The following is a 21,484-nucleotide window of genomic DNA, read 5'->3' on the forward strand; positions in this document are numbered from 1 at the left end:
ACAGCTCGAACATCCACCGGTCACCTCAAGAGCTTGACGAACCATAGGAGCGTCCCCGGCGGCCTGATCTGATCCCGGCAGCCTGTTCTGGTCCCGGCGGCGATCCGGTGCACGGGGCGACGGGTCCGTCGCGTCCCGTACCGGATCAGGGCTGCCCGCCGGCCCGTGCGGCGATCTCCGCTGCCCGCGCCGCGGCGGCCGGGACACCGGCGATGCCCCAGTCGTCCGGGTCGACCTGCTCGATCCGGACCCGGACCGAGCCCCGCGCCGCACCCAGGACGTCGACGAGCACGTCGGTGAACGCGGCGATGAGCCGGTGCCGCTGCTCGGCGGGGCGCCCGCGCAGCACCAGCGCCGTCGCGTACGGCGCCTCCGCCCCGGTCACCCCGCCCGCGCTGACGTGCTCGGCCCGGTGTGCGGTGACGAACCCCCGCACCCGTTCGACAGGTGACTCCAGCACTTCGGCGTAGCGGGCCGACAGCTCCCGCAGCAGCGTGTCGAGGCGCTCGGGCGGGTGCCGGTCCGCCACCACGTGCACCTCGAAGATCGGCACGTCAGCCGCCGTCGATCGCCATCACGACGGCCTTGGGCTCGGTGAAGAACTCGCGGCTGAAGGTGCCGCCCTCACGTCCCCATCCGGAGTCGCCGAACCCGCCGAACGGGGCCCGCAGGTCGCGGACGAAGAAACAGTTCGTCCACACCGTGCCGGCGCGCAGCCGCGCCGACACGCGGTGCGCCCGCGACAGGTTCTCGGTGAAGACCATGGCGTTGAGCCCGTAGCGGCTGGAGTTCGCGGCGGCGACGGCCTCGTCCTCGGTGTCGAACGGCGTCACCGTGACGACCGGCCCGAAGATCTCCTCACACTGGATCCGCGAGTCCGCCGCGACGTCGACGACGACGGTCGGGTGCACGAACAGCCCGTCGCCGCGGCCGCCGGTGAGGATCGTGCCGCCCGGGTCGTCGACGTAGCCGGTGACCTTCGCGTGGTGGACCTGCGACGACAGTGGGCCGATCTGGGTGCCGGTCTCCTTCGGGTCGCCGACGACGAGCTTCTCCGCGGCGGCGACGAAGCGGTCGAGGAACTCGTCGAGCACCGGGCGCTGCACGTAGAGCCGCGAGCCCGCGAGGCAGACCTGCCCGGCGTTGGTGAAGATCGCCTTGATCGACCAGTCGACGGCGGTGCCGAGGTCGGCGTCGTCGAAGACGAGGTTGGCGCCCTTACCCCCCAGCTCCAGGCTGACCGGGGTCAGGTTGCGGGCCGCCGCGGCGGTGATGGCCCGCCCGGTGCCGGACTCGCCGGTGAAGGTGATCCGGTCGACCCGCGGGTCCTCGGTCAGCGCCGAGCCCGCCGAGTCGGTCCCGTAGCCGTGCAGCACGTTGAACACCCCGGGCGGGATCCCGGCCTCGAGCGCGAGCCGCGCCATCAGCGTCGCCGAGACCGGCGAGTCCTCCGCCGGCTTGAGGACGACGGTGTTGCCCCACGCGAGTGCGGGCGCGAACTTCCAGCTCTCCAGCATCATCGGGAAGTTCCACGGCGCGATGGCCGCGACGACACCCGCCGGTTCGTAGCGTGAGTAGGCGTGGTGGCCGGTGTCGGCCGGGTAGGTCTCGGCCGACGACAGGCGGGCGTGGTCGGCGAAGAACCGGATGTTCTGCGCCGTGCGCGGGACGTCCTTGCTCCTGGCGTCGGCGACCGGCTTGCCCATGTCGCGGGTGTCGGCCAGGGCGAGCTCGTCGATGTTCGCCTCGATGCGGTCGGCGAAGCGGTGCAGCAGCGCGCCGCGCTCGGCGAAGCCCATCCGCGGCCACGGGCCCTCGTCGAAAGCCCGCCGCGCCGACGCGACCGCGAGGTCGGCCTCGGGCGCTCCGCCGAGGGCGACCGTGGCCCACGGCTGCTGCGTGTAGGGGTCGACGGAGTCGAACTCCGCGCCGTCGAGCGACGCGCGCTCCTCACCGTCGATGACGTGCCCGAACCGTTCGCTCATGGCAGTGACGCTCGCACCGGCCCAGGCGCCGTGGGAAGGGACGCGTTCGGATCAGCGGAACGGTCCGCCTCCGGTGGTGGGTGGGCCCGACCGGCCATAGCCTGCCCGGATGAGGCACCACGATCTCCTCGTCATCGGCGCCGGGTCGGGCAACACCGTCGTCGACGACTCGTTCGCCGACCTCGACGTCGCGATCGTCGAGGAGGGCCGGTTCGGCGGCACCTGCCTCAACGTCGGCTGCATTCCGACGAAGATGCTGGTCCGCGCGGCCGACCTGGCCGACGACGTCGCCGGCTCCGGACGTCTCGACGTCGACGCCGACCTGCGCGGTGTGCGCTGGCGCGATCTGCGTGACCGGGTATTCGGCCGGCTCGACCCTGTCGCCCGCGACGGCAGGGCCGGCCGCGAGGACACCCCGTGGATCACCGTCTACGACACGCACGCCCGCTTCACCGGCCCCCGCACCCTCGACGTCGGGGGCGCCGCGGTGAGCGCCGACCGGATCGTCGTCGCAGCCGGGTCCCGCCCGCTGGTGCCCCCGCCCGTCGCCGACTCGGGGCTCCCCTACGAGACGTCCGAGACCGTCATGCGCATCGACGAACCGCCGCGGCGGCTCGCCGTCCTGGGCGGCGGCTACATCGCCGCGGAGCTCGCGCACGTGTTCGCCGCCGCGGGCAGCGCGATCACGATGATCGACATGGCCGACGCCCTGCTCGCCGGGCAGGACGTGCTGATCTCCCGCGAGTTCACCGAGCTCGCCTCGAAGGAGTGGGACGTCCGGCTGGGCCGCGAGGTCACGTCGGTGTCCGGCACGCCGGGGGCGCTGGTGCTCACGCTCGACGACGACACGACCGTCGAGGCCGACATGCTGCTCGTCGCCGTCGGGCGCGTGCCCAACGGCGACGGGCTCGATCTCGACACCGCCGGCATCGACGTCCACGACGACGGGCGGATCGTCGTCGACGAGCATCAGCGCACCACTGCCGAGGGCGTGTGGGCACTCGGCGACGTCTGCACCGCGGTGCCGCTCAAGCACGTCGCCAACCGCGAGGCCGACGTGGTGCGCCACAACCTCCGCCATCCCGACGACCCGCGCTCGACCGGCGACGCCCCCGTGCCGTCGGCGATCTTCACCAGCCCGCAGATCGCGTCCGTCGGCGCCACCGAGCAGGAGCTCACCGACGCCGGGACGCCGTTCCGGCTCGGGCTGACCCGCTTCTCCGACGTCGCCTACGGCTGGGCCATGGAGGACACGACGGGCTTCGCCAAGGTCCTCGCCGAGCCGGGCACCGGACGGCTGCTGGGCGCGCACGTCCTGGGCCCGCAGGCGTCGACGCTGATCCAGCCGCTGGTGCTGGCCATGACCCTGGACCTCGACGCCCGCACCCTCGTCGAGCGCCCGTACTGGATCCACCCGGCACTCACCGAGGTGGTGCAGCAGGCGTTGGAGGCGGTTCTCTAGGGGTCCGCGAGGCCGGTGCGCAGCTGCTGCAGGGTGCGCGTCAGCAGCCGGGAGACGTGCATCTGCGAGATGCCGACCTCCTCGGCGATCTGGGTCTGGGTCATGTCCTTGAAGAACCGCAGGACCAGGATCGTGCGTTCACGCTCGGGAAGCGCGTCGAGCAGGGGCCGCAGCGCGTGCCGGTCCTCGACGTGGTCGAGCTCCGCGTCGAGGCTGCCGAGCCGATGTGCCACACCGGTTCCGGGCTCGTTGTCGACGGGGTCGAGGGTGTCGGCGTGGTGCCCTGCCTTGGCGGTGAGCGCCTCGACGACCTCACCGACGTCGACACCGAGGTGCGTGGCCAGCTCGCTGGGGCGCGGGGAGCGGCCCAGCTCCTGCGACAGCGGACCGGTCGCCCTGTTGATCGCGACGCTGAGGTCCTTGAGGCGGCGCGGCACCCGGGTCGCCCAGGTCCGGTCGCGGAAGAACCGCAGCATCTCCCCACGCACGCAGGGCACGAGGTAGCCGAGCAGATCACCGCCGGCGCGGTCGGGGTCCCAGCGGTCGACGGCGCCGAGCAGGCCGACGCTGCCGACCTGCACCAGCTCCTCGTAGCCCGCGGGATGGCCGGCGGCGTGGCGCTGCGCGATGTGGCGGACCAGCGGGAGCAGGGCGAGGACTATCTCGTCGCGCAGGACGCGGCGGCGCGGGTCCGAACGCGGGAGCGCGGCCATGCGGCTCATCGGTTCGACCAGGCGCGCGTACTCGCTGGGCGTCGGCCCGTCGGCCTCCGGCAGCGGTGCGACCTGCGGGGACGGCGTGATCTCGTCGGTGGTGGCCACGGGCCCTCCCCATCGTCACGGACGTGGGAGGCGACTGGCTGCACCTCGAGGACGGTGTCGGTTCGTACTGCCCACGACCGTACAAGTGGTGCCGACGGCGCGCCACGCCGACAGGCCTGTCGTGCGCGGGACGGTCAGGCGCGCGGCGAACGGCGGACGGCGACGAGTGCCGCGGCGAGTGCGGCGGAGCCGGTCCGAACGGGCCGGTGACGTGACGTCTCCCGTCGTAGCCTGCGGTGATGAGCGAGCGCGTCGACTACGAGACCCTGTTCACCGAGCACGTCGCCGACGGCGTCGTGCTGGTGACCCTCAACCGCCCGGACAGCGCCAACGGCGTCGTCCCGGAGCTGGCCCGCGACATGGTGCAGGCGCTCACGGCGCTGGAGGAGGACCTGTCGGTGCGGGCGCTCGTGCTGACCGGCGCCGGGCGGCAGTTCTGCGCGGGCGCCGACCTCAAGGAGATGAACCGCTACCTCGCCGAGGAGATGCCGCGCACCGGCGAGCCCTACAACGCGCGGGTGATCTTCCCTGTGATCGAGCGGATCGTCGCGTCGCGGCTGCCGGTGATCGCCGCGGTCAACGGCGGTGCCGCCGCGGGTGGGTTCGACCTGGCGCTGGCCTGCGACATCCGGGTGGCGTCGACGGCCGCGAAGTTCGGCGAGACCTACATCCGGCTGGGCCTGCCGCCGGGCAACGGTGGCACCTGGTTCCTGCCGCGGCTCGTCGGACCGGGGCTGGCGGCCGAGCTGGCGCTGACCGGCGACGTCATCGACGCGGCGCGGGCATTGCAGATCGGGCTGGTCAACCGGGTGGTGGAGCCGGAGGCGCTGATCGACGACGCGGTGGGCACGGCGTCACGCATCGCTGCGTGGTCGTGGCGCGCGGTGGAGATGACGAAGATGTCGTTGCGCTCGGCGTGGCAGGTCGACCTCGCGTCGAGCCTGGCGACGAACTACTGGGCGGCGGTCGGGCTGCAGGCCGGGCCCGACGTCAAGGAAGGTGTGGCGGCATTCGTCGAGAAGCGCCCGGCGGAGTTCAACCGGCAGAACCCCTGAGCCCGTGAACCACTCGTGAGGGGCGGGCGGAGCCGCCGGCCCGCTCGCACGGGCGGGGGGCGGACGGGGGCCGCCGGGCAGGGCGAATACCCTCGGACGGGTGTTGCGAGTGACCACGGCCCCCGTCCGCCCCGGCCGGCCGGCGTGAGCGCCCCCGCGGGAGCCCGCCCCGACACGTCGGGGCCGCAGCCGCGCTGGGGCCGGGTGCCGCTGTCGCGGCGCTCGCGCATCGTCGTGGCCGTGGTCGCGATCGTGACGGCGGTGGTCGCCGCGGTGGCGACGTTCGTGGCGCTCGGCGCCGCGCGCCCCGCCTACACCGCGTCGGCGACGATCGCGCTGGTCCCGGCGCAGGGCCTGACGGCGCAGCAGGCGTCGGACGCGTGGAAGGACATCGGCAACGGGCGCGCGACGGCGGTCGCGATCGTGGTGCTGCGCCAGCAGCAGTGGCTGGTCCCCGCGGCGGCCGCGGCCGGGGTGGCCCCCGATCGCGTCGAGGTCACGGTCGCGCCCGGGACGGCCGGCGCCACCGGCGCCAACACCGCGCTGATCGACATCTCCTCGACCGCGCCGTCGCCGTCGGGGGCCGAGGCCGTCGCCGCGACGGTCATCGACAAGGCGGGGCCGGCGATCCGGCTGGCCGCGGGCGCGTATGTGGTGCAGGTGACCAACCCCCCCGACGGCTCGGCCGTCGCGGAGGCGAAGCCGCGCACCGAGATCCTCATCATCGTCGCGCTGGCCGGTGGGCTGGCCGGGGGCGGTCTGACGTGGCTGCGGGTCCGTGGTCGCGAAGAGGAGCGACGCCGCCGGGCCTGACCGCCTCGCCGCTCCGACCGTTCGCCGCATCCGGATCCCGATCTGCGGCGCGGACTTAGGCCGTCGTTCCGCATCCGCGTTCTTGCGCCGCGGAGTGGGCGATCGATGTCTTGACCCCGGTCCTCGATTATCGATAATCGAGCACGGACGTGACGGCGCGCACACTTCCGGGGAGGCAGGGTGGCCGACGGTACCGGTGGACTGGCTCGCGCGGTACTGCGCGAGCAGCTCCGGGAGCGCCTGCTCGCCCGCATCCTCGACGGGGAGTTCGCCCCCGGTGAGCGCATCGTCGAGAGCCACGTCATGAAGGAGTACGGGGTCAGCCAGGCCCCGGTCCGCGAGGCTCTCCGCGACCTGGAGGCCATGCGGTTCGTCGAGAGCTTCCCGCACCGCGGGGTCCGGGTCAGGCTCATCTCCGAGCGCGAGCTCGCCGAGATGTACCCGGTGCGGGCCGCGCTGGAAGAGGTCGCGGGCCGGGCGGCGGCACCGCTGGTCGGCGACGAGACGCTGGCGCTGCTCGACGACGAGATCGAGGCGATGCGGGCCGCGACCCGCGACGACGACGTGCACGCGGTGCTGGTGCACGACGCCCGCTTCCACGAGCTCGTCTTCGAGGCCGCCGACAACGCCCTGCTGCTCGACGTGTGGCGCTCGCTGCACGCCGAGATCCGCGCGCTCGTCACCTACACCCGTGTCCGGGTGGGGCTCACCGACATCGTCGAGTCCCATGTGCCGATCCTGCAGGCACTGCGCCAGCACGACCCCGCCCTCGCGGGCAAGGAGATGCGCCACCACATCGAGCACTTCGGCGCGCTGGCCTTCGCGGAGAAGACCCGGACCGAGCACGACGACCCCGAGAAGATCGAGAAGACAGCACGTCCCGACTGACCGGACTCACCCCCGGTCGCCATGCAGTTCCCCGCACAAGGAGGTGTGGAGTGAAGCCTGCGGCGTTCGCCTACCTGGCACCGCGCGACCTCGACGAGGCACTCGACCAGCTCGCCGAACACGGCGCCGACGCGCGCGTGCTCGCCGGCGGCCAGAGCCTCGTCCGACTCATGAACGCACGACTGGCCAGCCCCGCGGTCGTCGTCGACATCAACCGGGTACCCGGCCTCGACTCGCTCGCCGTGACCAACGGCTCGGGTCCCGCGACACTGCGGCTGGGCGCGACGGTGCGCCAGCGCACCAGCGAGCTCTCCCCCGACGTCGCGGCGCACGCCCCGCTGCTCGTCGAGGCCGGCGCCCACGTCGCGCACGCACCGGTGCGCAGCCGTGGGACGGTCGTCGGCAGCGTCGCGTTCGCCGACCCGTCGGCCGAGCTGCCGACGGCGTTGCTCGCCCTCGACGGCCGCGTCGTCGTCCGCAGCCGCGCGGGCGAACGGACCATCGAGGCCGACGACTTCTTCACCGGCGCCTTCACCAACGCCCTCGACGCCGGCGAGATGGTCGTCGCGATCGAGGTCCCCGGCTCCCCACCGGGCACGGGCAGCGCGTTCGTCGAGGTGGCACGCCGCCACGGCGACCTGCCGGTGTGCGGCGTCGCCGCCGTCGTGACTCGCAGCGACGACGGGCGCGTGAGCAGCGCGCGGATCGCGCTGTGCGGCGCCGACGAGCGGCCCGTGCGCGCCCGCGCCGCCGAGGACGCCCTGACCGGTTCCGACGGTGGCGCCGACGCGGTCGCCGAGGCGGCGGCCCGGGCCGCGGACGGCCTGTCCCCCCGCGGGGACTGCCACGGCTCGCCCGACTTCCGGCGCCATCTCGCACGCATCCTCACCGGCCGTGCTGTGAGCACCGCCGTCCACCGAGCGGCCGGGGAGGCCTGACATGGGCGAGACGACCGCCCCCGAGAAGATCCGTATCGGGCTCACCGTCAACGACGTCCGCCACGACCTGCTCGTCGAGCCACGGACGCTGCTGGCCGACCTGCTGCGCGGCGACCTCGAGCTCACCGGCACCCACATCGGCTGTGAGCAGGGCGTGTGTGGGGCGTGCACCGTGCTCGTCGACGGCACCGCCACCCGCTCGTGCCTGGTCTTCGCCGCGCAGCTCGACGGTGCGGCGGTGCGGACCGTCGAGTCGCTGGCCGGCGCCGACGGCACCCTGCACCCGATCCAGCAGGCGTTCCACGAGAACCACGGCCTGCAGTGCGGCTTCTGCACCCCCGGGATGCTGATGGGTGCCTGCGAGCTGCTCGAACGCACGGCCGAACCGGATCCCGACGAGGTCCGGGAGGCGTTGGGCGGCAACCTGTGCCGTTGCACCGGCTACCAGAACATCGTCCGGTCGGTGTGCGCGGCGGGCCGGACCATGACCGCCGACAGGAACTCCACCGCGACGACCACCGCGACGACCACCGCGACGACGACGAACGGGGCACAGGCATGAGCACCGTCGAGGACCGTCCCACGACCGACACCACCGGCTCCCCCCGCGAGAACGGCGGCCGCCGCTGGGTCGGGCGCAGCGTCCTGCGCAAGGAGGACCCGAAGCTGCTGGCCGGGCGCGCCGTCTACGTCGGCGACGTCGCGCTGCCGGGGATGCTGCACGGCGCGGTGCTGCGCAGCCCCCACGCCCACGCCCGCATCGTCTCCATCGACACGAGCGCCGCCGAGGCGATCCCCGGTGTCGCCGCGGTGCTCACCGGGGCGCAGGCCGCCGAGCTGGTCAACCCGATGCCGGCGTTCTGCGCCGAACCGGTTCCGCAGACCGCGATCGCGATCGAACGGGTGCGCTATCCCGGCGAGGCGGTCGCGATCGTCGCCGCGACCGACCGCTACGTCGCCGAGGACGCGTGCGCGGCGATCAAGGTCGAGTACGAGGTGCTGCCCGCGGTCGTCGACCCCGAGGCCGCGATGGCGCCGGACGCGACGCGCATCCACGAGACGCTCGACTCCAACGTCGCGTTCCACCGCACCCTCGACTTCGGTGACGTCGACGCCGACGTGGCCCGCGCACACACCGTCGTGCGGACCCGGGCGCGCTGGCACCGGATGGGTGCGCAGCCGATGGAGACCGCGGGCGCGGTGGCGTCGTGGAACCCGTTCGACCAGTCGATGACCGTGTACTCGAACTCGAACTTCCACAACTTCCTGCCGTGGGCGTTCGCCGGGATGCTCGGGGTGTCGACGAACCGGCTGCGGATGATCCCCTGCGCGGTCGGCGGCAGCTTCGGCAGCAAGCACTTCATCACCAAGGTGCTCGCGATCGCCGGGGCGCTGACGAAGGCGACGGGCCGACCCGTGCAGTACCTGGAGGACCGCGTCGACAACATCTCGGCCAACGACAACGTCGGCTGCGACCGCATCTACGATGCCGAGCTCGCCCTCACCGAGGACGGCGAGATGATCTCGCTGACACTGCGGATCATCGACGACTACGGTGCGTACTTCCAGTTCGCCCACGGCCAGCACGGCAACGCCATGGCCCAGCCCACCGGCCCGTACCGGATCGGCAGCCTGCGCTACGACGTGTCGTGCGTGCTCACCAACAAGGTGCAACAGGGCTTCTTCCGCGGCGCCGGTGCCGACCCGGGCAACTTCGTGCTGGAGCGGCTCGTCGACAAGGCGTCCGAGGAGCTGGGCATCGACCGGGCCGAGATCCGGCGACGCAACTTCATCGCGCCCGAGCAGTTCCCGTTCAAGACCCCGCCGGGCAACGTCTACGACTCCGGCGACTACGCCGCGGTCCTCGACCGGGCGCTGGAGATCGCGGGCATCGACAAGTGGCGGGCCGAGCAGGAACGGCTGCGCGCCGAGGGCCGCTACCTGGGCATCGGGCTCGCGACCTGCCAGGAACGCACCGGCTACAACGCGTCGGAGTGGTGGTTCCTCTACGACAACCCGCCGCTGCCCGCGACGAGCACGCCCGAGAGCGTCAAGCTCGACGTCGACGCCATGGGCGGGGTGCGGGTCGAGATCGGCTGCCCGTTGTGGGGCAACAGCCCCGAGACCGTCGTCAGCCAGGTCGTCGCCGAGGAGTTCGGCATCGACCCCGCCGACGTCTCGGTCACCTACGCCGACTCCACGACCGGGGCGATGTCGGCCGGGCCGGGCGGCAGCCGGCTCACGATCATGCTGTCCGGCGCAACCCGCGGGGCGTCGCGCACCATCCGGGACAAGATGATCCGGATCGCCGCGCACGCCATGGAGATGGACCCCGACGACGTCGAGTGCGTCGACGGGACGTTCCGCGCCAAGGGTGCCCCGAGTACCTCGATGTCGATGGCCGAGATCGGGATGCGGGCGCACCTGTTCTTCCACGACACCCCCGAGGAGGAGTCGAGCGGCCTGGTCGCGGTGCATACCTACGACCACCCCTACTCGACACCCCCGTCGGCCGACCGCAAGGACATGGGCGCCTTCTACCCGATGGTGTCCCACGCCTGCCACATCCCGATCGTCGAGGTCGATCCGGAGACGGGTGTGGTGACGCTGCGCGCCTACTACGCCGTCAACGACTGCGGCACCCTCATGAACCCGACGCTGGTCGAGGGGCAGATCGTCGGCGGGATCGTCCAGGGAATCGGGGCGGCGCTCATGGAGGAGTACCGCTACGGCGAGGACGGGTCGCTCGACACCCCGACGTTCCGCGAGTATCTGATGCCGAGCATGCACGAGGTGCCCGAGATCGTCGTCGAGCACCTGGAGACGCCGTCGCCGTTCACCGAGTACGGCGTGAAGGGTGCGGGCGAGGGCGGCCGGCTGGTGGCCCCGACCGCCATTGCGAGCGCCGTCGACGACGCGCTCAAGCCGCTCGGGGTGTGGGTGGACGAGCTGCCGATGACGCCCGAGCGTGTCGTCGGCATGGTCGCGGGCGCGCGGGAGGGCCGCCCGTGACCACCACCCGCCCGCCCGCTGCCGGGCCCGCCGCCGACGTCCCCGACGCGGTGCGGGCCCGGGCGGCGGGCCTGGCCCGCACCGGCCGGTCGTTCTCGCTCGCCGCGACCCGGTTCCCGGGGATGCCGCTGTTCCCGGGGCACCCGCAGTTCCAGGTGACGACCTACCGGACGCCGCAAGGGTTGCGCTCGGCCGGACAGAACCTGTGGGCGCCCCACCCCAACGAGGTCGGCCTGGGCTGCATGACCGAGATCGTGTCGGGGACCGTGCACTCCGGCGCCCACGTCGACGCGCTGGCGCACATCACGATCGGCGACGAGAACCGCTGGTACGGCGGCGCCAACGCCACCGAGCACCTGGGTGACTTCGGCCCGACCGTCGGCGACGCGTCCAGCATGCCGGCGATGTTCACCCGCGGTGTGCTGCTCGACCTGGCGGCGCACCGCGGCGTCGACGCGCTGCCCGCCGGAGCGGCCGTCGACGCCGCGGAGGTGCAGGACATCTGCGCCGCCCAGGGCGTGACGATCGAGCAGTGGGACGTCGTGCTGTTCCGCACCGGCTACATGGGCAAGTGGCCCGACGAGGCGCGGATGGCCGAACACCGCACCGCGGGGCCGGACATCTCCGTGGCGCGGATGCTCACCGAGCGCGGGGTCATCGCCGCGGGCAGCGACACCGAGACCTTCGAGGTCCAGCCCGCACCCGACCCCGGCTCGCCCGCGAACCCCCAGCCGGTGCACGTGCACCTGCTGGTGGACAACGGCGTCTACATCATGGAGAGCCTCGACCTGGAGGAGCTCGCGGCAGCACGGGTGTACGAGTTCCTGTTCGTCGCGCTCCCGCTGAAGATCGCCGGCGCGACCGGCTCGATGGTCGACCCGCTCGCGGTCGTCTGAGAAGGGGGTTGCGATGGACTCCGGCAAGGTCATCGTCACGTGCGCGCTCACCGGGGGCATGACCGTCCCGGCGCAGAGCCCGGCCATCCCGATCACGGTGGCCCAGATCGTCGAGGAGGGCGTCGCCGCGGCCGAAGCGGGGGCGGCGGTGCTGCACCTGCACGTCCGGGAGGAGGCGACGGGACGCCCGGTGCAGGACGTCGAGCTGTTCACCCGGGTCGTCGCCGGGCTGCGGGAACGCACCGACGCCGTCCTGCAGCCGACGACGGGCGGCGGGCGCGGCATGACCATCACCGAGCGGGCAGCCGTGGTGCCCGCGCTGGAACCGGAGATGGCGACGTTCAACGCCGGCAGCTTCAACTTCGGGCTCTACCCCGTGGCCCGCCGCGACCTGGACCTGCAGGACTGGGAGCGCGAGTACCTGGAGGGCACCCGCGACTACGTCTTCCGCAACACGTTCTCCGACATGGAGTACCTGGCGGGGTTGATGAAGGCGGCGCGGACCCGGCCGGAGATCGAGATCTACGACGTCGGCCAGCTCTACAACGTCCGGCGGCTGGTGGCCGACGGCATCCTGGAGGCGCCGTTCAACCTGCAGTTCGTGCTGGGGGTGCTGGGCGCCAACGCCGTCGAGGCCGACCAGCTCGTGCACATGGTGCGCACCGCGGAGCGGCTGTTCGGGGTCGGCGGGTTCACGTGGTCGGCGGCCGGCATCGGCTATCCGGGGCAGTACCAGGTGGCGGCGCTGGCGCTGGTCATGGGCGGGAACCTGCGGGTCGGGCTGGAGGACAACCTCCGGGTCCGCCGCGGGGAGCAGGCGAAGTCCAACTCCGACCTCGTCACCAAGGTCGTCGACCTGGCGGCGCTGTTCGACCGCACCCCGGCCTCCCCCGCCGAGGCACGCGAATACCTGGGGCTGAGAGGAGCGTAAGTAGGGTCGGCGACGTGAGTCGATCCGGTGCCGTCGCCGCTGCCCACCCTCTCGCCGCCGCGGCAGCGCGTGACGTCGCGCGGCGCGGCGGCAACGCCGTCGACGCCGCGATCGCCGCCCAGTCGGTGATCTGCGTGGCGATGCCGAACGCGGCAGGCGTCGGCGGGGACGTGCTGGCCCTGGTTCGCGCCCCCGACGGCACGGTGTCGGCGGTCAACGGGACCGGCCGCTCCCCCGCGCAGTGGCCGACGCTCGGCGGGCCCGGCGTCGGCAACTCCGTCACGGTCCCCGGCGCGCTCGCCGGCTGGGCCGACCTGAACGAGCGGCACGGCGTGCTGCCCTTGCGCGAGGTCCTCGAACCGGCGACCCGCCTCGCCCGCGACGGAATGGTCGTCGGCGAGGCGCTGGTCTCGGCCCTGACGCTGCACGGCGCGCGGCTCGCCGCGGTGTCGCCCGGCTGCCCGGTGCTCCACGTCGCCCTCGGCGACCGGTGGACCCAGGCCGCCCTCGCCGACCTCCTCGACCGGGCGTCGCAGACGGGGCCCGGCGCGTTGTACCAGGGCGAGGCCGCCGATGCCGTGTCCCGGGCCGTCGTCGCCGCGGGAGGCTCGCTCGCACCCGCCGACCTGCACGACCACGCCTCGATGCTCGTCGACCCCGTCGCCGTGGCCTGGGACGGCGCGACCGTCCACGTGCAGCCGCCGGCCAGCCAGGGCGTGCTGCTCGCGATGGCGCTGCAGTGGCTCGACGGCCGCTGGGAGGACATCGACGGCGATCTCCGCGACCACGTCATGGTCGAGGTCATCGGCGAGGTCTTCGCCCATCGCGACGACTGCGCCGCCCGTGGCGCCGAGCTGCTCGGTGAGGCCCTCGACGTCGACACCGAGCGCGCGGCCGTGCACCCGGGCGGGCCACGCTCCTACCTGCACACCGCGGGCGTCGCCACCGCCGACGCCGACGGCTGGGTCGTGTCGTCGCTGGTCTCGGTGTTCGACGGCTTCGGTTCCGGCGTGTACGTCCCGGAGCTGGGGATCTTCCTCAACAACCGGGCCGACGGCTTCACCGGCGGCGCCAACGCCCCGCGACCCGGCACCCGGCCGGTGCACACGCTCGCCCCGAGCCTCACCACCCGTCCCGACGGGTCGGCGCTGGCGCTGTCCACCCCAGGGGCCGACGGCCAGGTCCAGACCCTGCTGCAGGTCCTCGCCCGGCTCCGGGCCGGCCGCGCGCTGGACGACGCGCTCGCCGCGCACCGCTGGCGCAGCGAGGACGGCAACCTGCTCGTCGAGGCGGGCCATCCCCTCGGCAACGCGCTGGCCCGCCGCGGCCACCAGCTCGTCGCCCGGCCCTACGCCTCCGACGTGTTCGGCTCGATGGTCGCCGCGGGCATCGGGGACGGCGGCACCGTCGCCGCGGCCGACCCGCGCCGGGAGTCGGTGTCCCTGACCTGGTGACCCCCTGCGCCATCCGCCGTCGCCGTCGCCGTCAGAGCCGAACGGTGTAACGCCGGACGTGACTGCCGACGAAGTACGTCCCACACGCCACCATCACGAAGGCCTCGGGAAACACGGGACATCAACCATGTCGGTCCAGCTCGTCGTGCTCGGCGCAGGCGTCGTCGTTCTGCTCGCCGTCCTGCTCAGCGCGTTCCGGCGGCGCGCCCGCCACGCCCCCGGCCGCGCGCGCCGTGGTCACATCGCGCTCGCGCTGGTCGACCGAGGGGTGGAGCGCCGACGCCACGGGCACGCCCGGCAGGCGTGGCCGCGAGGCGGCTGACGGCTCCCAGGACATGGCGGCGGATGTCGGAACCCCGAGACCCGAGGCTGCGGCTCAGCCTCCCGCCATCGTGTGGGACTGCTCGACCGCGAGCGCGTCGACGAGATCGTTCATCTCGTCGCCGGAGTGGCCCTTCACCCAGCGGAACGAGACGTCGCCGCGCTCGTTCACGAGCGTGATCAGCGGCTCCCAGAGGTCCCTGCTGATGACGGGCTTACGCGCGCTGGTCACCCAGCCACGCGCGATCCAGCCCTTCCACCACTGGTCGCGGAAGCAGTTCACGACGTAGGTCGAGTCGCTGACGACGACGAGCGGGCCGTCGAGGGCCCGCACGGCCTCGAGGGCGGCGCGGATCTCCATGCGCTGGTTGGTGGAGGGGTTCTCTCCCCCGCTGTCGCGGCGCCCGTCGCGGGTGGCCCAGGCCCAGCCGCCGGGGCCGGGGTTGCCGGAGCAGGCGCCGTCGGTCCAGACCTCGAGCGCGCCGTCGGGTGCGGGCATGTCGGGCCGGACGGGCCGGGTCCGCTTGGCGGGCACCGGCTTCGACGCGCCGGCCGCGGCCGGCTGGGCTGCCTCGCTGCTGCCCGCGCAGGCCACGTGCGCCCACCGTTCGCCGGAGCGGGCGATCTGCTCGCCGGGTGAGATGGCGGAGGAGCACACGCCGCACGAGGTGGCGTACTTCGCGGTCATCGGCACCCGTCCACCCTAGGAGGCGGCCGGCTCGCCCCCGCTCGCGGTGGGTGCGCATCCTCGCGTGCCCACACGCGTCCGTCTTTGGCCGGCGAGGGCGAAACCGGCGGTGCCGGTCATCACCGCGCACAACATGCGTTGACAGACCCGCGGCGCCGCCCGACGATCCGGGCGTGGACGCGACGCCGCCTGTCCTGCACCGGCTCCCGCCGCTCACGGCGCTGCGCAGCTTCGAGGCCGCCGGCCGGCTGCAGAGCGTCCGCGGTGCGGCCGCGGAGCTCGACGTCACCCCGAGCGCGGTGAGCCGGAAGCTGCGTCAGCTCGAGTCGTCGCTGGGAGTGGCGCTGTTCGTCCACGCAGCCCGCTCGATCCGGCTCACCCCGGAGGGCAGCCGCTACCTCGACGCCGTCACCGAGCACCTGCACGGCCTCGTCGCGGCCACCGACCAGCTCACCTGCCCGCGCCGCAACGAGACGATCCTGACCGTCCGCGCCGACGCCCTCGTCGCCAACTGGCTGGTGGCGCGGCTGGGCTGGTTCCACCGCGGGCAGCCGTGGGTCGCGCTGCGGCTCACCACGTCGAGCAGTCCCGCCGACTTCGGCCGCCACGACGTCGACGCCGAGATCCGTCCCGGCAGCGCACCCGTCCCCGGCTACGACGACGTGCTGCTGATCGCCGAGCCGCTCGTCTGCGTGTGCAGCCCCGGCTACCTCACCCGGCACCCGCTGACCGCGCCCGCCGACCTGCGCGGGCACGACCTCCTGCGCAGCTTCGACGCGACCGGCGTGTGGGAGCGCTGGCTCGTCGCGACCGGGCTTCCCGACCTCACCGCACGCAGCGGCCCGGCCTACGGCGACGCGGCGCTGGCGTGCCGGGCCGCCGTGTCGGGGCAGGGTGTGGCGCTGCTGCCGGCGACGCTCGTCGAACCCGAGCTGGCGACGGGGCGGCTGGTGCAGCCCTTCGGCGCGGTCCGCGTCCCGGCCGGCCCGGTCGCCGAGTTCTCGCTGTACTCGCCGTCGCAACGGGCGGACCGTCGTGCACTGCAGGCGTTCCGGCGGTGGCTGGGCGCCGAGGTCGCGACGGCGGCGCGGACGGGCTGACCCCGCCCGCGCGGCTACTCGCGGCTCATCGACACCTGGGTGCCGCCCACGGTGCCGCCCTTCACCTCGTCGAGCTCGATGATCACGGCGACGCCCGCCTGCTCGGGGTCGTGGTCGCGCTCGAACTCCGGGGAGGCGTCGAAGACGGTCTTACGGGTCTCGTCGTCGGACGCGACCGAGGCACGCCCTGAGAACACGTAGGTGGTGCGTTCCTCCGAGTCGCGGTAGAGCAGGCCCACGGCGGGGTTGCGGGCGATCGCGTCGACGATCCCGCCGCTCGCGTGGCGCACCCAGATCGCGAGCTGGTCGGGGCCGTGGACGTGGGTCGAGCCGCGCAGCGACATGTGGGGGCGGTCGTCGAGGCCCACGTAGCTGACGGTGATCGGCTTGCGGCCGACCTGCGCACCGTCGACACGCTCGATGATCTCGTCGGTCAGCTCGATTCCCGCCACCGGTGGTCCTCCCCGTCGAGTGGGCGGTGCCGCACGGAACCGCCGGTTCCGACGCTATCCGCGCCCCGGCAGCGCGGAGATAGATGTTTCGCGACGCACTGTGCCGCCACGGGCAACAGCCCGGATGGCGACCCCCGGCTCATCGGTTCTGCACAGCCGGCTCCCAGGATCCGGGCCGATCCTCGGAGCCATGACGAACGACCCGAACACGACCGGCGGCATCGATCGAGCAGCCCGCCGTGACCGGGTGCTGCGGCGGGTCCGGCGGACGACGGCGTGGACGGGGGTGTCCGCGACGGCGTTGTCCGCGGTCGCGGCCGCCGTCTTCGCGACGAGCGCGGCGGCCGACACCTCCGCGTCGGCCACCACGGGCACCACCGGTACGAGCACCACCGACTCCGGCACGTCGACCGACGACGGGACGGCGACCAGCGACGGCTTCGGATCCGCCCAGGCACCCGGCACCAGCAGCGGCGACAGCTCTCACACGCGGTCGGGTGCGTCGTGACCGCCGCCCTCGCGCCGCCTGCCGCCGACGCCTTCCCCGCACTGGGGACGACCGCACGAGTCGTCGTCACCGACGCTGCCGCGCTGCGGACCGCGACGGCACGGCTGCACGCCGACCCCTGGACCGGCACCGGCACACCCGGACCGGCACCCGGCTGGTGGCGGCTGCGGTGGGACCCGTCGCGCCGCGTGGTCGTCGCCGCGAACTGCCTGGAGGCCAACACCGCCGCCACAGCGGCGATGGTTCTCGGTGCCGACGCGCCGGCCCGGCTCACCGCCCGCGGCCTGCCCGCCCGCCTCACCGACGACGCCGGCCGGGTGCGTGTCGTCGCCGGCTGGCCCGCCGATCGGACCGTCTGATGTGGACGTGGTACGTCGCCAGGGCGACCGGTCTCGTCGCCCTCGTACTGGTGACCGGGACCCTGCTGCTCGGCATCGCCGGGGTGACGCGTCGGGTGCGTGCCCGCTGGCCCCGGTTCGCTCTCGGCCGGCTGCACCGCGACGGCTCGCTGCTCGCCGTCGCGTTCCTCGTCCCGACCCCGGCGACAGGGGCCCGTCCATGACCGCCGTGCTGACCCCGCGTGATCGGGGCGGCGGGCGCACGGCCGTGAGGGTGCGCCCGGTGCGACGGTGCCGGGTCAGCGGGCCGGTGTCACCGGGGCCAGCCAGATGCCGGTCACGGCGTCGACGAGCCCGGTGGCAGCCTCGTGCCACGTCGCCCGTGGGGTCGTGACGCCCTCCGCGAGCGCGCGTTCACGTTCGGCCGGGACGTGCATCATCAGCTGACGGACCATCGAGCCGCGCTCGGCGCGGACGGCGGCGGGCATCGTCGGCAGACACGTTTCCAGCCCGTCGAGGGCCTGCCGCAACGACGCCGACCCGAGGGACTCCCCGGCGACGGTCTCCCGCAGCACGGGGTCGGTCATGACCTGCGCCGCGAAGCGGGCGAACCAGGTGGGGCTGCCGAGCGCGTCGAGATGCTCGGTCATCGGGCGGACCAGGCACGCGACCCAGTCGCGGACGTCGTGCGACCCGGCGACCGTGGCGACGCGTTCCTCCCGCAGCCGGTCGACCTCGGCGCTGTGCCTGCGGACGATGGCGCGCACCAGGTCCTCCTTGGTCCCGAAGTGGTAGCCGACGGCCGCGGTGTTGCCCTGGCCCGCGGCCTCGCTGATCCGACGGTTCGACACCGCGCCGACGCCGTGCTCGGCGAAGAGGCGTTCAGCGGTGGCCAGGATGGCCTCGCGGGTCGCCTCGGCACGGCTGGTCCGGGCGGGCGTCCGGCCCTGCACCTTCGCCGTCATGATCACCTCCACGTCACGGTCCAGTGAACCCGCGCCGTGACGGCATGAGTCAACCGAGTGATTGAGATCATCAGGCGCTGACAGGGCCCTGCCCCGATGCCGGCCTCGTCTCAATCACGTGATCGAACTGCCGCCGCCCCCGAGCACGCGGCTACCGAGCCTGCTGAACGCGTCGAGCGCCGACACACCCACGAGGACCCCGCGGACCCGACCCTCACCCGACCCGGCGCCGTCGCAGCGGCACCGGTGCCGCTGCGGAAACGTCGCCGGACCCGGTGCCCGGGGTGAAGTACCGTGAGGCCATGAGCCCTGCCGGCCTGCCCGCCGACGTGCTGGGCCCGGTCGGCGGACGGCGCATCGCCGCGCCGTTGCGGGAGCAGATCACCGACGCCCTGCGGCGCGCGATCCTGGAGTTCCGCTTCGCCCCTGAGCAGCGGCTGGTCGAGCGTGAGCTCATGGAGGTCACCGGGGTCTCGCGGGCGACGATCCGCGAGGTGCTGCGCAGCCTGGAGGGCGAGGGTCTGGTGCGGATCGTCCCGCAGCGCGGCGCAGTCGTCGACGTGCCGGGGCCGGCTGAGGCCGCGGAGCTCTACGAGGTGCGGGCCACGCTGGAGAGCCTCGCGGCGCGCCGGTTCATCGTGCACGCCTCACCAGCCGACCACGCCGCCCTCGCGGCGTCGCACCACGCCTTCGCCGAGGCCGCGCGGGACCGGCCCGACGACATCCTGGACCTGTTGCGCGCCAAGGACGTCTTCTACGCGGCGCTGCTCGACGGGGCCGGCAGCTCGACGATTCGCACCCTGCTGGGGCAGTTGCAGGCGCGGATCCGGCTGCTGCGGGCACGGTCGCTGTCGCAGCCCGGGCGGCCCGCGGAGTCGGCTGCCGAGCTCGCTGAGCTGGTCACGGCACTGGCCGCGGGCGACGCCGCCGCGGCGGGCGCCGTGTGCGAGCGCCACATCGACAACGCCGCGTCCTCCGGACGCACGGTCGGGGCAGGCGAGAGCGAGGTCGGCCGATGACCGCCGCGGACTTCGTCGCGGCGCTGCCCAAGACGGAGCTGCACGTCCACCTCGAGGGCACCCTCGAGCCCGAGGACCTGGTGCGGTTCGCGGCCCGCAACGGTGTGGAACTGCCGTGGCGCTCCCCGGACGAGGTGCGCGCCGCCTACTCCTACACCGGGCTCGACGAGTTCCTGCGCCTGTACTACCTGGGCTGCACGGTGTTGCACACCCGCGCCGACTTCCACGAGCTCACCGCCGCCTACCTGCGCCGGGCGGCCGCGGACGGGGTGCGCCGGGCGGAGATGTTCGTCAGCCCGCAGTCGTTCCTCGGCCGGGTCGCGGTCGCCGACGTCCTCGGCGGTGTGCTCGACGCGATCGCCGACGCCCGCACCGACCTCGGCGTCGACGGCGCGGTGCTCGTGATCGCGCAGCGGCACCGCACAGAGGCCGAGGCACTGGAGCTGCTCGACGCGGTGGCCCCGTGGCAGGACTCCCTGCTGGGTGTCGGGCTCGGCGGCGCCGAGCTGGGCAACCCGCCGTCACGGTTCGCCCGGTTCTTCGCCGACGCCCGCCGCCGCGGGTACCGGCTGACCTGCCACGCCGGTGAGGAGGGCCCGGCCGGGTACGTGCGTGAGGCGCTGGACTGCGGCGTCGAACGGATCGACCACGGGATCGCCGCGGCAGACGACCCCGCGCTCGTGGCCCGGCTACGCGACGAGGGCGTGCCGCTCACGATGTGCCCGCTGTCGAACCTGCGGCTGCGCGTCGTCGACGACCTGGCCGGCTACCCGATCATGGCGCTGCACGACGCAGGGGTCGTCGTCTCGGTCAACTCCGACGACCCGCCCTACTTCGGCGGCTACGTCGCCGACAACCACCGCGCGCTCGCCGAGCACCTCGGACTGTCGACGGCACAGCTCGCAGCGTTGGCGCGCAGCGGTTTCCGGGCGTCGTTCGCGCCCGCCGACGAGATCGCGGCCGGGGTCGCCGCGGTGGAGGACCACGAGGCCCGCGCCGCGGGGTCTCAGCCGAACGTCGCCGACGCTCCCTGACGCGCGTCCCGGGCGTTGGCGAGCACACCGGTGGCGGTGCGCGTCGGTACCGCGGCGTCGAGGTCGATGTCGACGACGAGCAGCCCCGGCTCCGCGCCCAGCGCCCCGGCGACCGCGCCGGTCGGCCCGGCCACGAGGCTGTGCCCGACCCCGGTGGGCGCTTTGCCGCGCTCCAGCCCGGCGGTCGTCGGGTCGGCCTGGTCGCACGCCGCGACGAACGTGCCGGAGTCGAGCGCCCGGGCACGCACGAGCAGCTCCCACTGCGCGACCTTGCCCTCCCCCGCACCCCAGGACGCCGGGAGGACCACCGCGTCGGCGCCTGCTGCCGCGAGCCGCTGGAACAGTGCAGGGAACCGGACGTCGTAGCAGGTGGCGACGCCGATCGTGCGGCCGTCGACGGACACGGTCACCGGGGTGTCGCCGGGGGCGACGATGTCGGACTCCGCGAACCCGAACGCGTCATAGAGGTGGATCTTGTCGTAGGACGCCTCGACCCCGCCGCCCGTGACGAGCAACGTGTTGCGGACGCGACCGTCGGCGGGGGTGAACATGCCGGCGACGACCGTGATCGCGGCAGCCTCGGCCGACTCGCGGACCGCGGTGGCCCACGGGCCGTCGAGCTTCTCGGCGACCGGGCCGAGCGCCACCCCGAAGCGGCACATCGTGGCCTCCGGGAACGCGACGATCCGTGCGCCGGCGTCGGCGGCGCGGCGAACTCCGTCGCGGACGAGGTCGAGGTTGGCCGTCGGGTCGGTGGTCGCGGCGATCTGGGCGAGGGCGATGCGCATCGCCGACGAGCGTAAC

Annotated in this window: 24 protein-coding genes; 17 read left to right on the plus strand and 7 right to left on the minus strand. The window is 73.7% G+C overall.

The features are described 5' to 3' along the window. Positions 1–145 precede the first annotated feature (145 nt). On the minus strand, positions 146–553 hold the full coding sequence (locus tag TOK_RS04425; RefSeq protein ID WP_098956500.1) for a tautomerase family protein: 408 nt from the start codon (positions 551–553) through the stop codon (positions 146–148). 1 nt (position 554) lies between these two features. After that, positions 555–1,985 carry an aldehyde dehydrogenase gene (locus TOK_RS04430; RefSeq protein WP_098956501.1) on the minus strand — a complete coding sequence of 477 codons (1,431 nt, stop codon included), beginning with the start codon at positions 1,983–1,985 and terminating at the stop codon, positions 555–557. Between the two features lie 109 nt (positions 1,986–2,094). On the opposite strand from TOK_RS04430, the gene TOK_RS04435 reads away from it, so the two are divergent. After that, the gene (locus TOK_RS04435; RefSeq protein ID WP_098956502.1) at positions 2,095–3,447 is read left to right on the plus strand and encodes a mycothione reductase; all 1,353 of its coding nucleotides are present in this window, start codon (positions 2,095–2,097) and stop codon (positions 3,445–3,447) included. On the opposite strand, the gene TOK_RS04440 is transcribed toward TOK_RS04435, so the two are convergent. Further along, complete coding sequence (locus TOK_RS04440; protein ID WP_253258176.1) at positions 3,444–4,268, minus strand: sigma-70 family RNA polymerase sigma factor; 825 nt, start codon at positions 4,266–4,268, stop codon at positions 3,444–3,446. The two genes, TOK_RS04435 and TOK_RS04440, sit on opposite strands and share 4 nt — an antisense overlap. 239 nt (positions 4,269–4,507) lie before the next feature. On the opposite strand from TOK_RS04440, the gene TOK_RS04445 reads away from it, so the two are divergent. The 10 genes from TOK_RS04445 (at position 4,508) to TOK_RS04490 (ending at position 14,577) form a co-directional block, all read left to right on the plus strand. Further along, positions 4,508–5,323, plus strand: coding sequence for an enoyl-CoA hydratase/isomerase family protein (locus TOK_RS04445; protein ID WP_098956503.1), 816 nt, complete (start codon positions 4,508–4,510; stop codon positions 5,321–5,323). A 144-nt stretch (positions 5,324–5,467) separates the two neighbouring features. After that, a complete protein-coding gene (locus TOK_RS04450; protein WP_141566260.1) occupies positions 5,468–6,136 on the plus strand; it encodes a hypothetical protein in 669 nt (222 codons plus the stop codon). Between the two features lie 180 nt (positions 6,137–6,316). Continuing rightward, entirely contained in the window at positions 6,317–7,024 is a 708-nt protein-coding gene (locus tag TOK_RS04455) for a GntR family transcriptional regulator (protein ID WP_098956505.1), read from the plus strand. A 50-nt stretch (positions 7,025–7,074) separates the two neighbouring features. After that, positions 7,075–7,962, plus strand: coding sequence for a xanthine dehydrogenase family protein subunit M (locus TOK_RS04460; RefSeq protein WP_098956506.1), 888 nt, complete (start codon positions 7,075–7,077; stop codon positions 7,960–7,962). A gap of 1 nt (position 7,963) precedes the next feature. Further along, a complete protein-coding gene (locus tag TOK_RS04465; RefSeq protein WP_098956507.1) occupies positions 7,964–8,524 on the plus strand; it encodes a (2Fe-2S)-binding protein in 561 nt (186 codons plus the stop codon). Continuing rightward, the gene (locus TOK_RS04470) at positions 8,521–10,974 is read left to right on the plus strand and encodes a xanthine dehydrogenase family protein molybdopterin-binding subunit (protein ID WP_098956508.1); all 2,454 of its coding nucleotides are present in this window, start codon (positions 8,521–8,523) and stop codon (positions 10,972–10,974) included. The genes TOK_RS04465 and TOK_RS04470 overlap by 4 nt, the downstream gene beginning before the upstream one ends. Then, complete coding sequence (locus TOK_RS04475) at positions 10,971–11,870, plus strand: cyclase family protein (RefSeq protein ID WP_098956509.1); 900 nt, start codon at positions 10,971–10,973, stop codon at positions 11,868–11,870. Before TOK_RS04470 ends, TOK_RS04475 begins: the two co-directional genes overlap by 4 nt. Positions 11,871–11,883: 13 nt before the next feature. Further along, complete coding sequence (locus TOK_RS04480; RefSeq protein WP_098956510.1) at positions 11,884–12,801, plus strand: 3-keto-5-aminohexanoate cleavage protein; 918 nt, start codon at positions 11,884–11,886, stop codon at positions 12,799–12,801. 14 nt (positions 12,802–12,815) lie between these two features. Beyond that, on the plus strand, positions 12,816–14,255 hold the full coding sequence (locus TOK_RS04485; RefSeq protein WP_172457402.1) for a gamma-glutamyltransferase: 1,440 nt from the start codon (positions 12,816–12,818) through the stop codon (positions 14,253–14,255). A gap of 127 nt (positions 14,256–14,382) precedes the next feature. After that, the gene (locus TOK_RS04490; RefSeq protein WP_098956512.1) at positions 14,383–14,577 is read left to right on the plus strand and encodes a hypothetical protein; all 195 of its coding nucleotides are present in this window, start codon (positions 14,383–14,385) and stop codon (positions 14,575–14,577) included. A gap of 54 nt (positions 14,578–14,631) precedes the next feature. Here the strand turns inward: TOK_RS04490 and TOK_RS04495 are convergent, their stop codons facing one another. Next, entirely contained in the window at positions 14,632–15,264 is a 633-nt protein-coding gene (locus TOK_RS04495; protein ID WP_098956616.1) for a ribonuclease H, read from the minus strand. Between the two features lie 173 nt (positions 15,265–15,437). On the opposite strand from TOK_RS04495, the gene TOK_RS04500 reads away from it, so the two are divergent. Continuing rightward, positions 15,438–16,364, plus strand: coding sequence for a LysR substrate-binding domain-containing protein (locus TOK_RS04500; RefSeq protein WP_172457403.1), 927 nt, complete (start codon positions 15,438–15,440; stop codon positions 16,362–16,364). Between the two features lie 14 nt (positions 16,365–16,378). On the opposite strand, the gene TOK_RS04505 is transcribed toward TOK_RS04500, so the two are convergent. Beyond that, positions 16,379–16,816, minus strand: coding sequence for a pyridoxamine 5'-phosphate oxidase family protein (locus tag TOK_RS04505; protein WP_098956514.1), 438 nt, complete (start codon positions 16,814–16,816; stop codon positions 16,379–16,381). 190 nt (positions 16,817–17,006) lie between these two features. On the opposite strand from TOK_RS04505, the gene TOK_RS04510 reads away from it, so the two are divergent. Genes TOK_RS04510 through TOK_RS04520 form a run of 3 tightly spaced genes read left to right on the plus strand, consistent with a single transcriptional unit; the run spans position 17,007 to position 17,886 of the window. Next, complete coding sequence (locus TOK_RS04510; RefSeq protein WP_098956515.1) at positions 17,007–17,324, plus strand: hypothetical protein; 318 nt, start codon at positions 17,007–17,009, stop codon at positions 17,322–17,324. Next, positions 17,321–17,683, plus strand: coding sequence for a hypothetical protein (locus tag TOK_RS33205; protein ID WP_098956516.1), 363 nt, complete (start codon positions 17,321–17,323; stop codon positions 17,681–17,683). Before TOK_RS04510 ends, TOK_RS33205 begins: the two co-directional genes overlap by 4 nt. Next, positions 17,683–17,886, plus strand: coding sequence for a hypothetical protein (locus TOK_RS04520; protein WP_216361852.1), 204 nt, complete (start codon positions 17,683–17,685; stop codon positions 17,884–17,886). Before TOK_RS33205 ends, TOK_RS04520 begins: the two co-directional genes overlap by 1 nt. A gap of 75 nt (positions 17,887–17,961) precedes the next feature. Here TOK_RS04520 and TOK_RS04525 read toward each other — a convergent pair whose 3' ends face one another. Beyond that, the gene (locus TOK_RS04525; protein WP_098956617.1) at positions 17,962–18,627 is read right to left on the minus strand and encodes a TetR/AcrR family transcriptional regulator; all 666 of its coding nucleotides are present in this window, start codon (positions 18,625–18,627) and stop codon (positions 17,962–17,964) included. 302 nt (positions 18,628–18,929) lie between these two features. On the opposite strand from TOK_RS04525, the gene TOK_RS04530 reads away from it, so the two are divergent. Next, positions 18,930–19,646, plus strand: a complete 717-nt coding sequence (locus tag TOK_RS04530; RefSeq protein ID WP_098956618.1) for a GntR family transcriptional regulator — start codon at positions 18,930–18,932, stop codon at positions 19,644–19,646. Further along, positions 19,643–20,680: an adenosine deaminase gene (add, locus tag TOK_RS04535; RefSeq protein ID WP_098956517.1), complete on the plus strand. Its 1,038-nt coding sequence runs from the start codon at positions 19,643–19,645 to the stop codon at positions 20,678–20,680. Before TOK_RS04530 ends, add begins: the two co-directional genes overlap by 4 nt. Here add and TOK_RS04540 read toward each other — a convergent pair. Further along, on the minus strand, positions 20,653–21,468 hold the full coding sequence (locus tag TOK_RS04540) for a carbon-nitrogen hydrolase family protein (protein WP_098956518.1): 816 nt from the start codon (positions 21,466–21,468) through the stop codon (positions 20,653–20,655). The genes add and TOK_RS04540 overlap by 28 nt on opposite strands. Positions 21,469–21,484: the final 16 nt, after the last annotated feature.

This window comes from Pseudonocardia sp. N23, assembly GCF_002583555.1.
In the GTDB taxonomy this organism is placed as follows: Bacteria; Actinomycetota; Actinomycetes; order Mycobacteriales; family Pseudonocardiaceae; genus Pseudonocardia.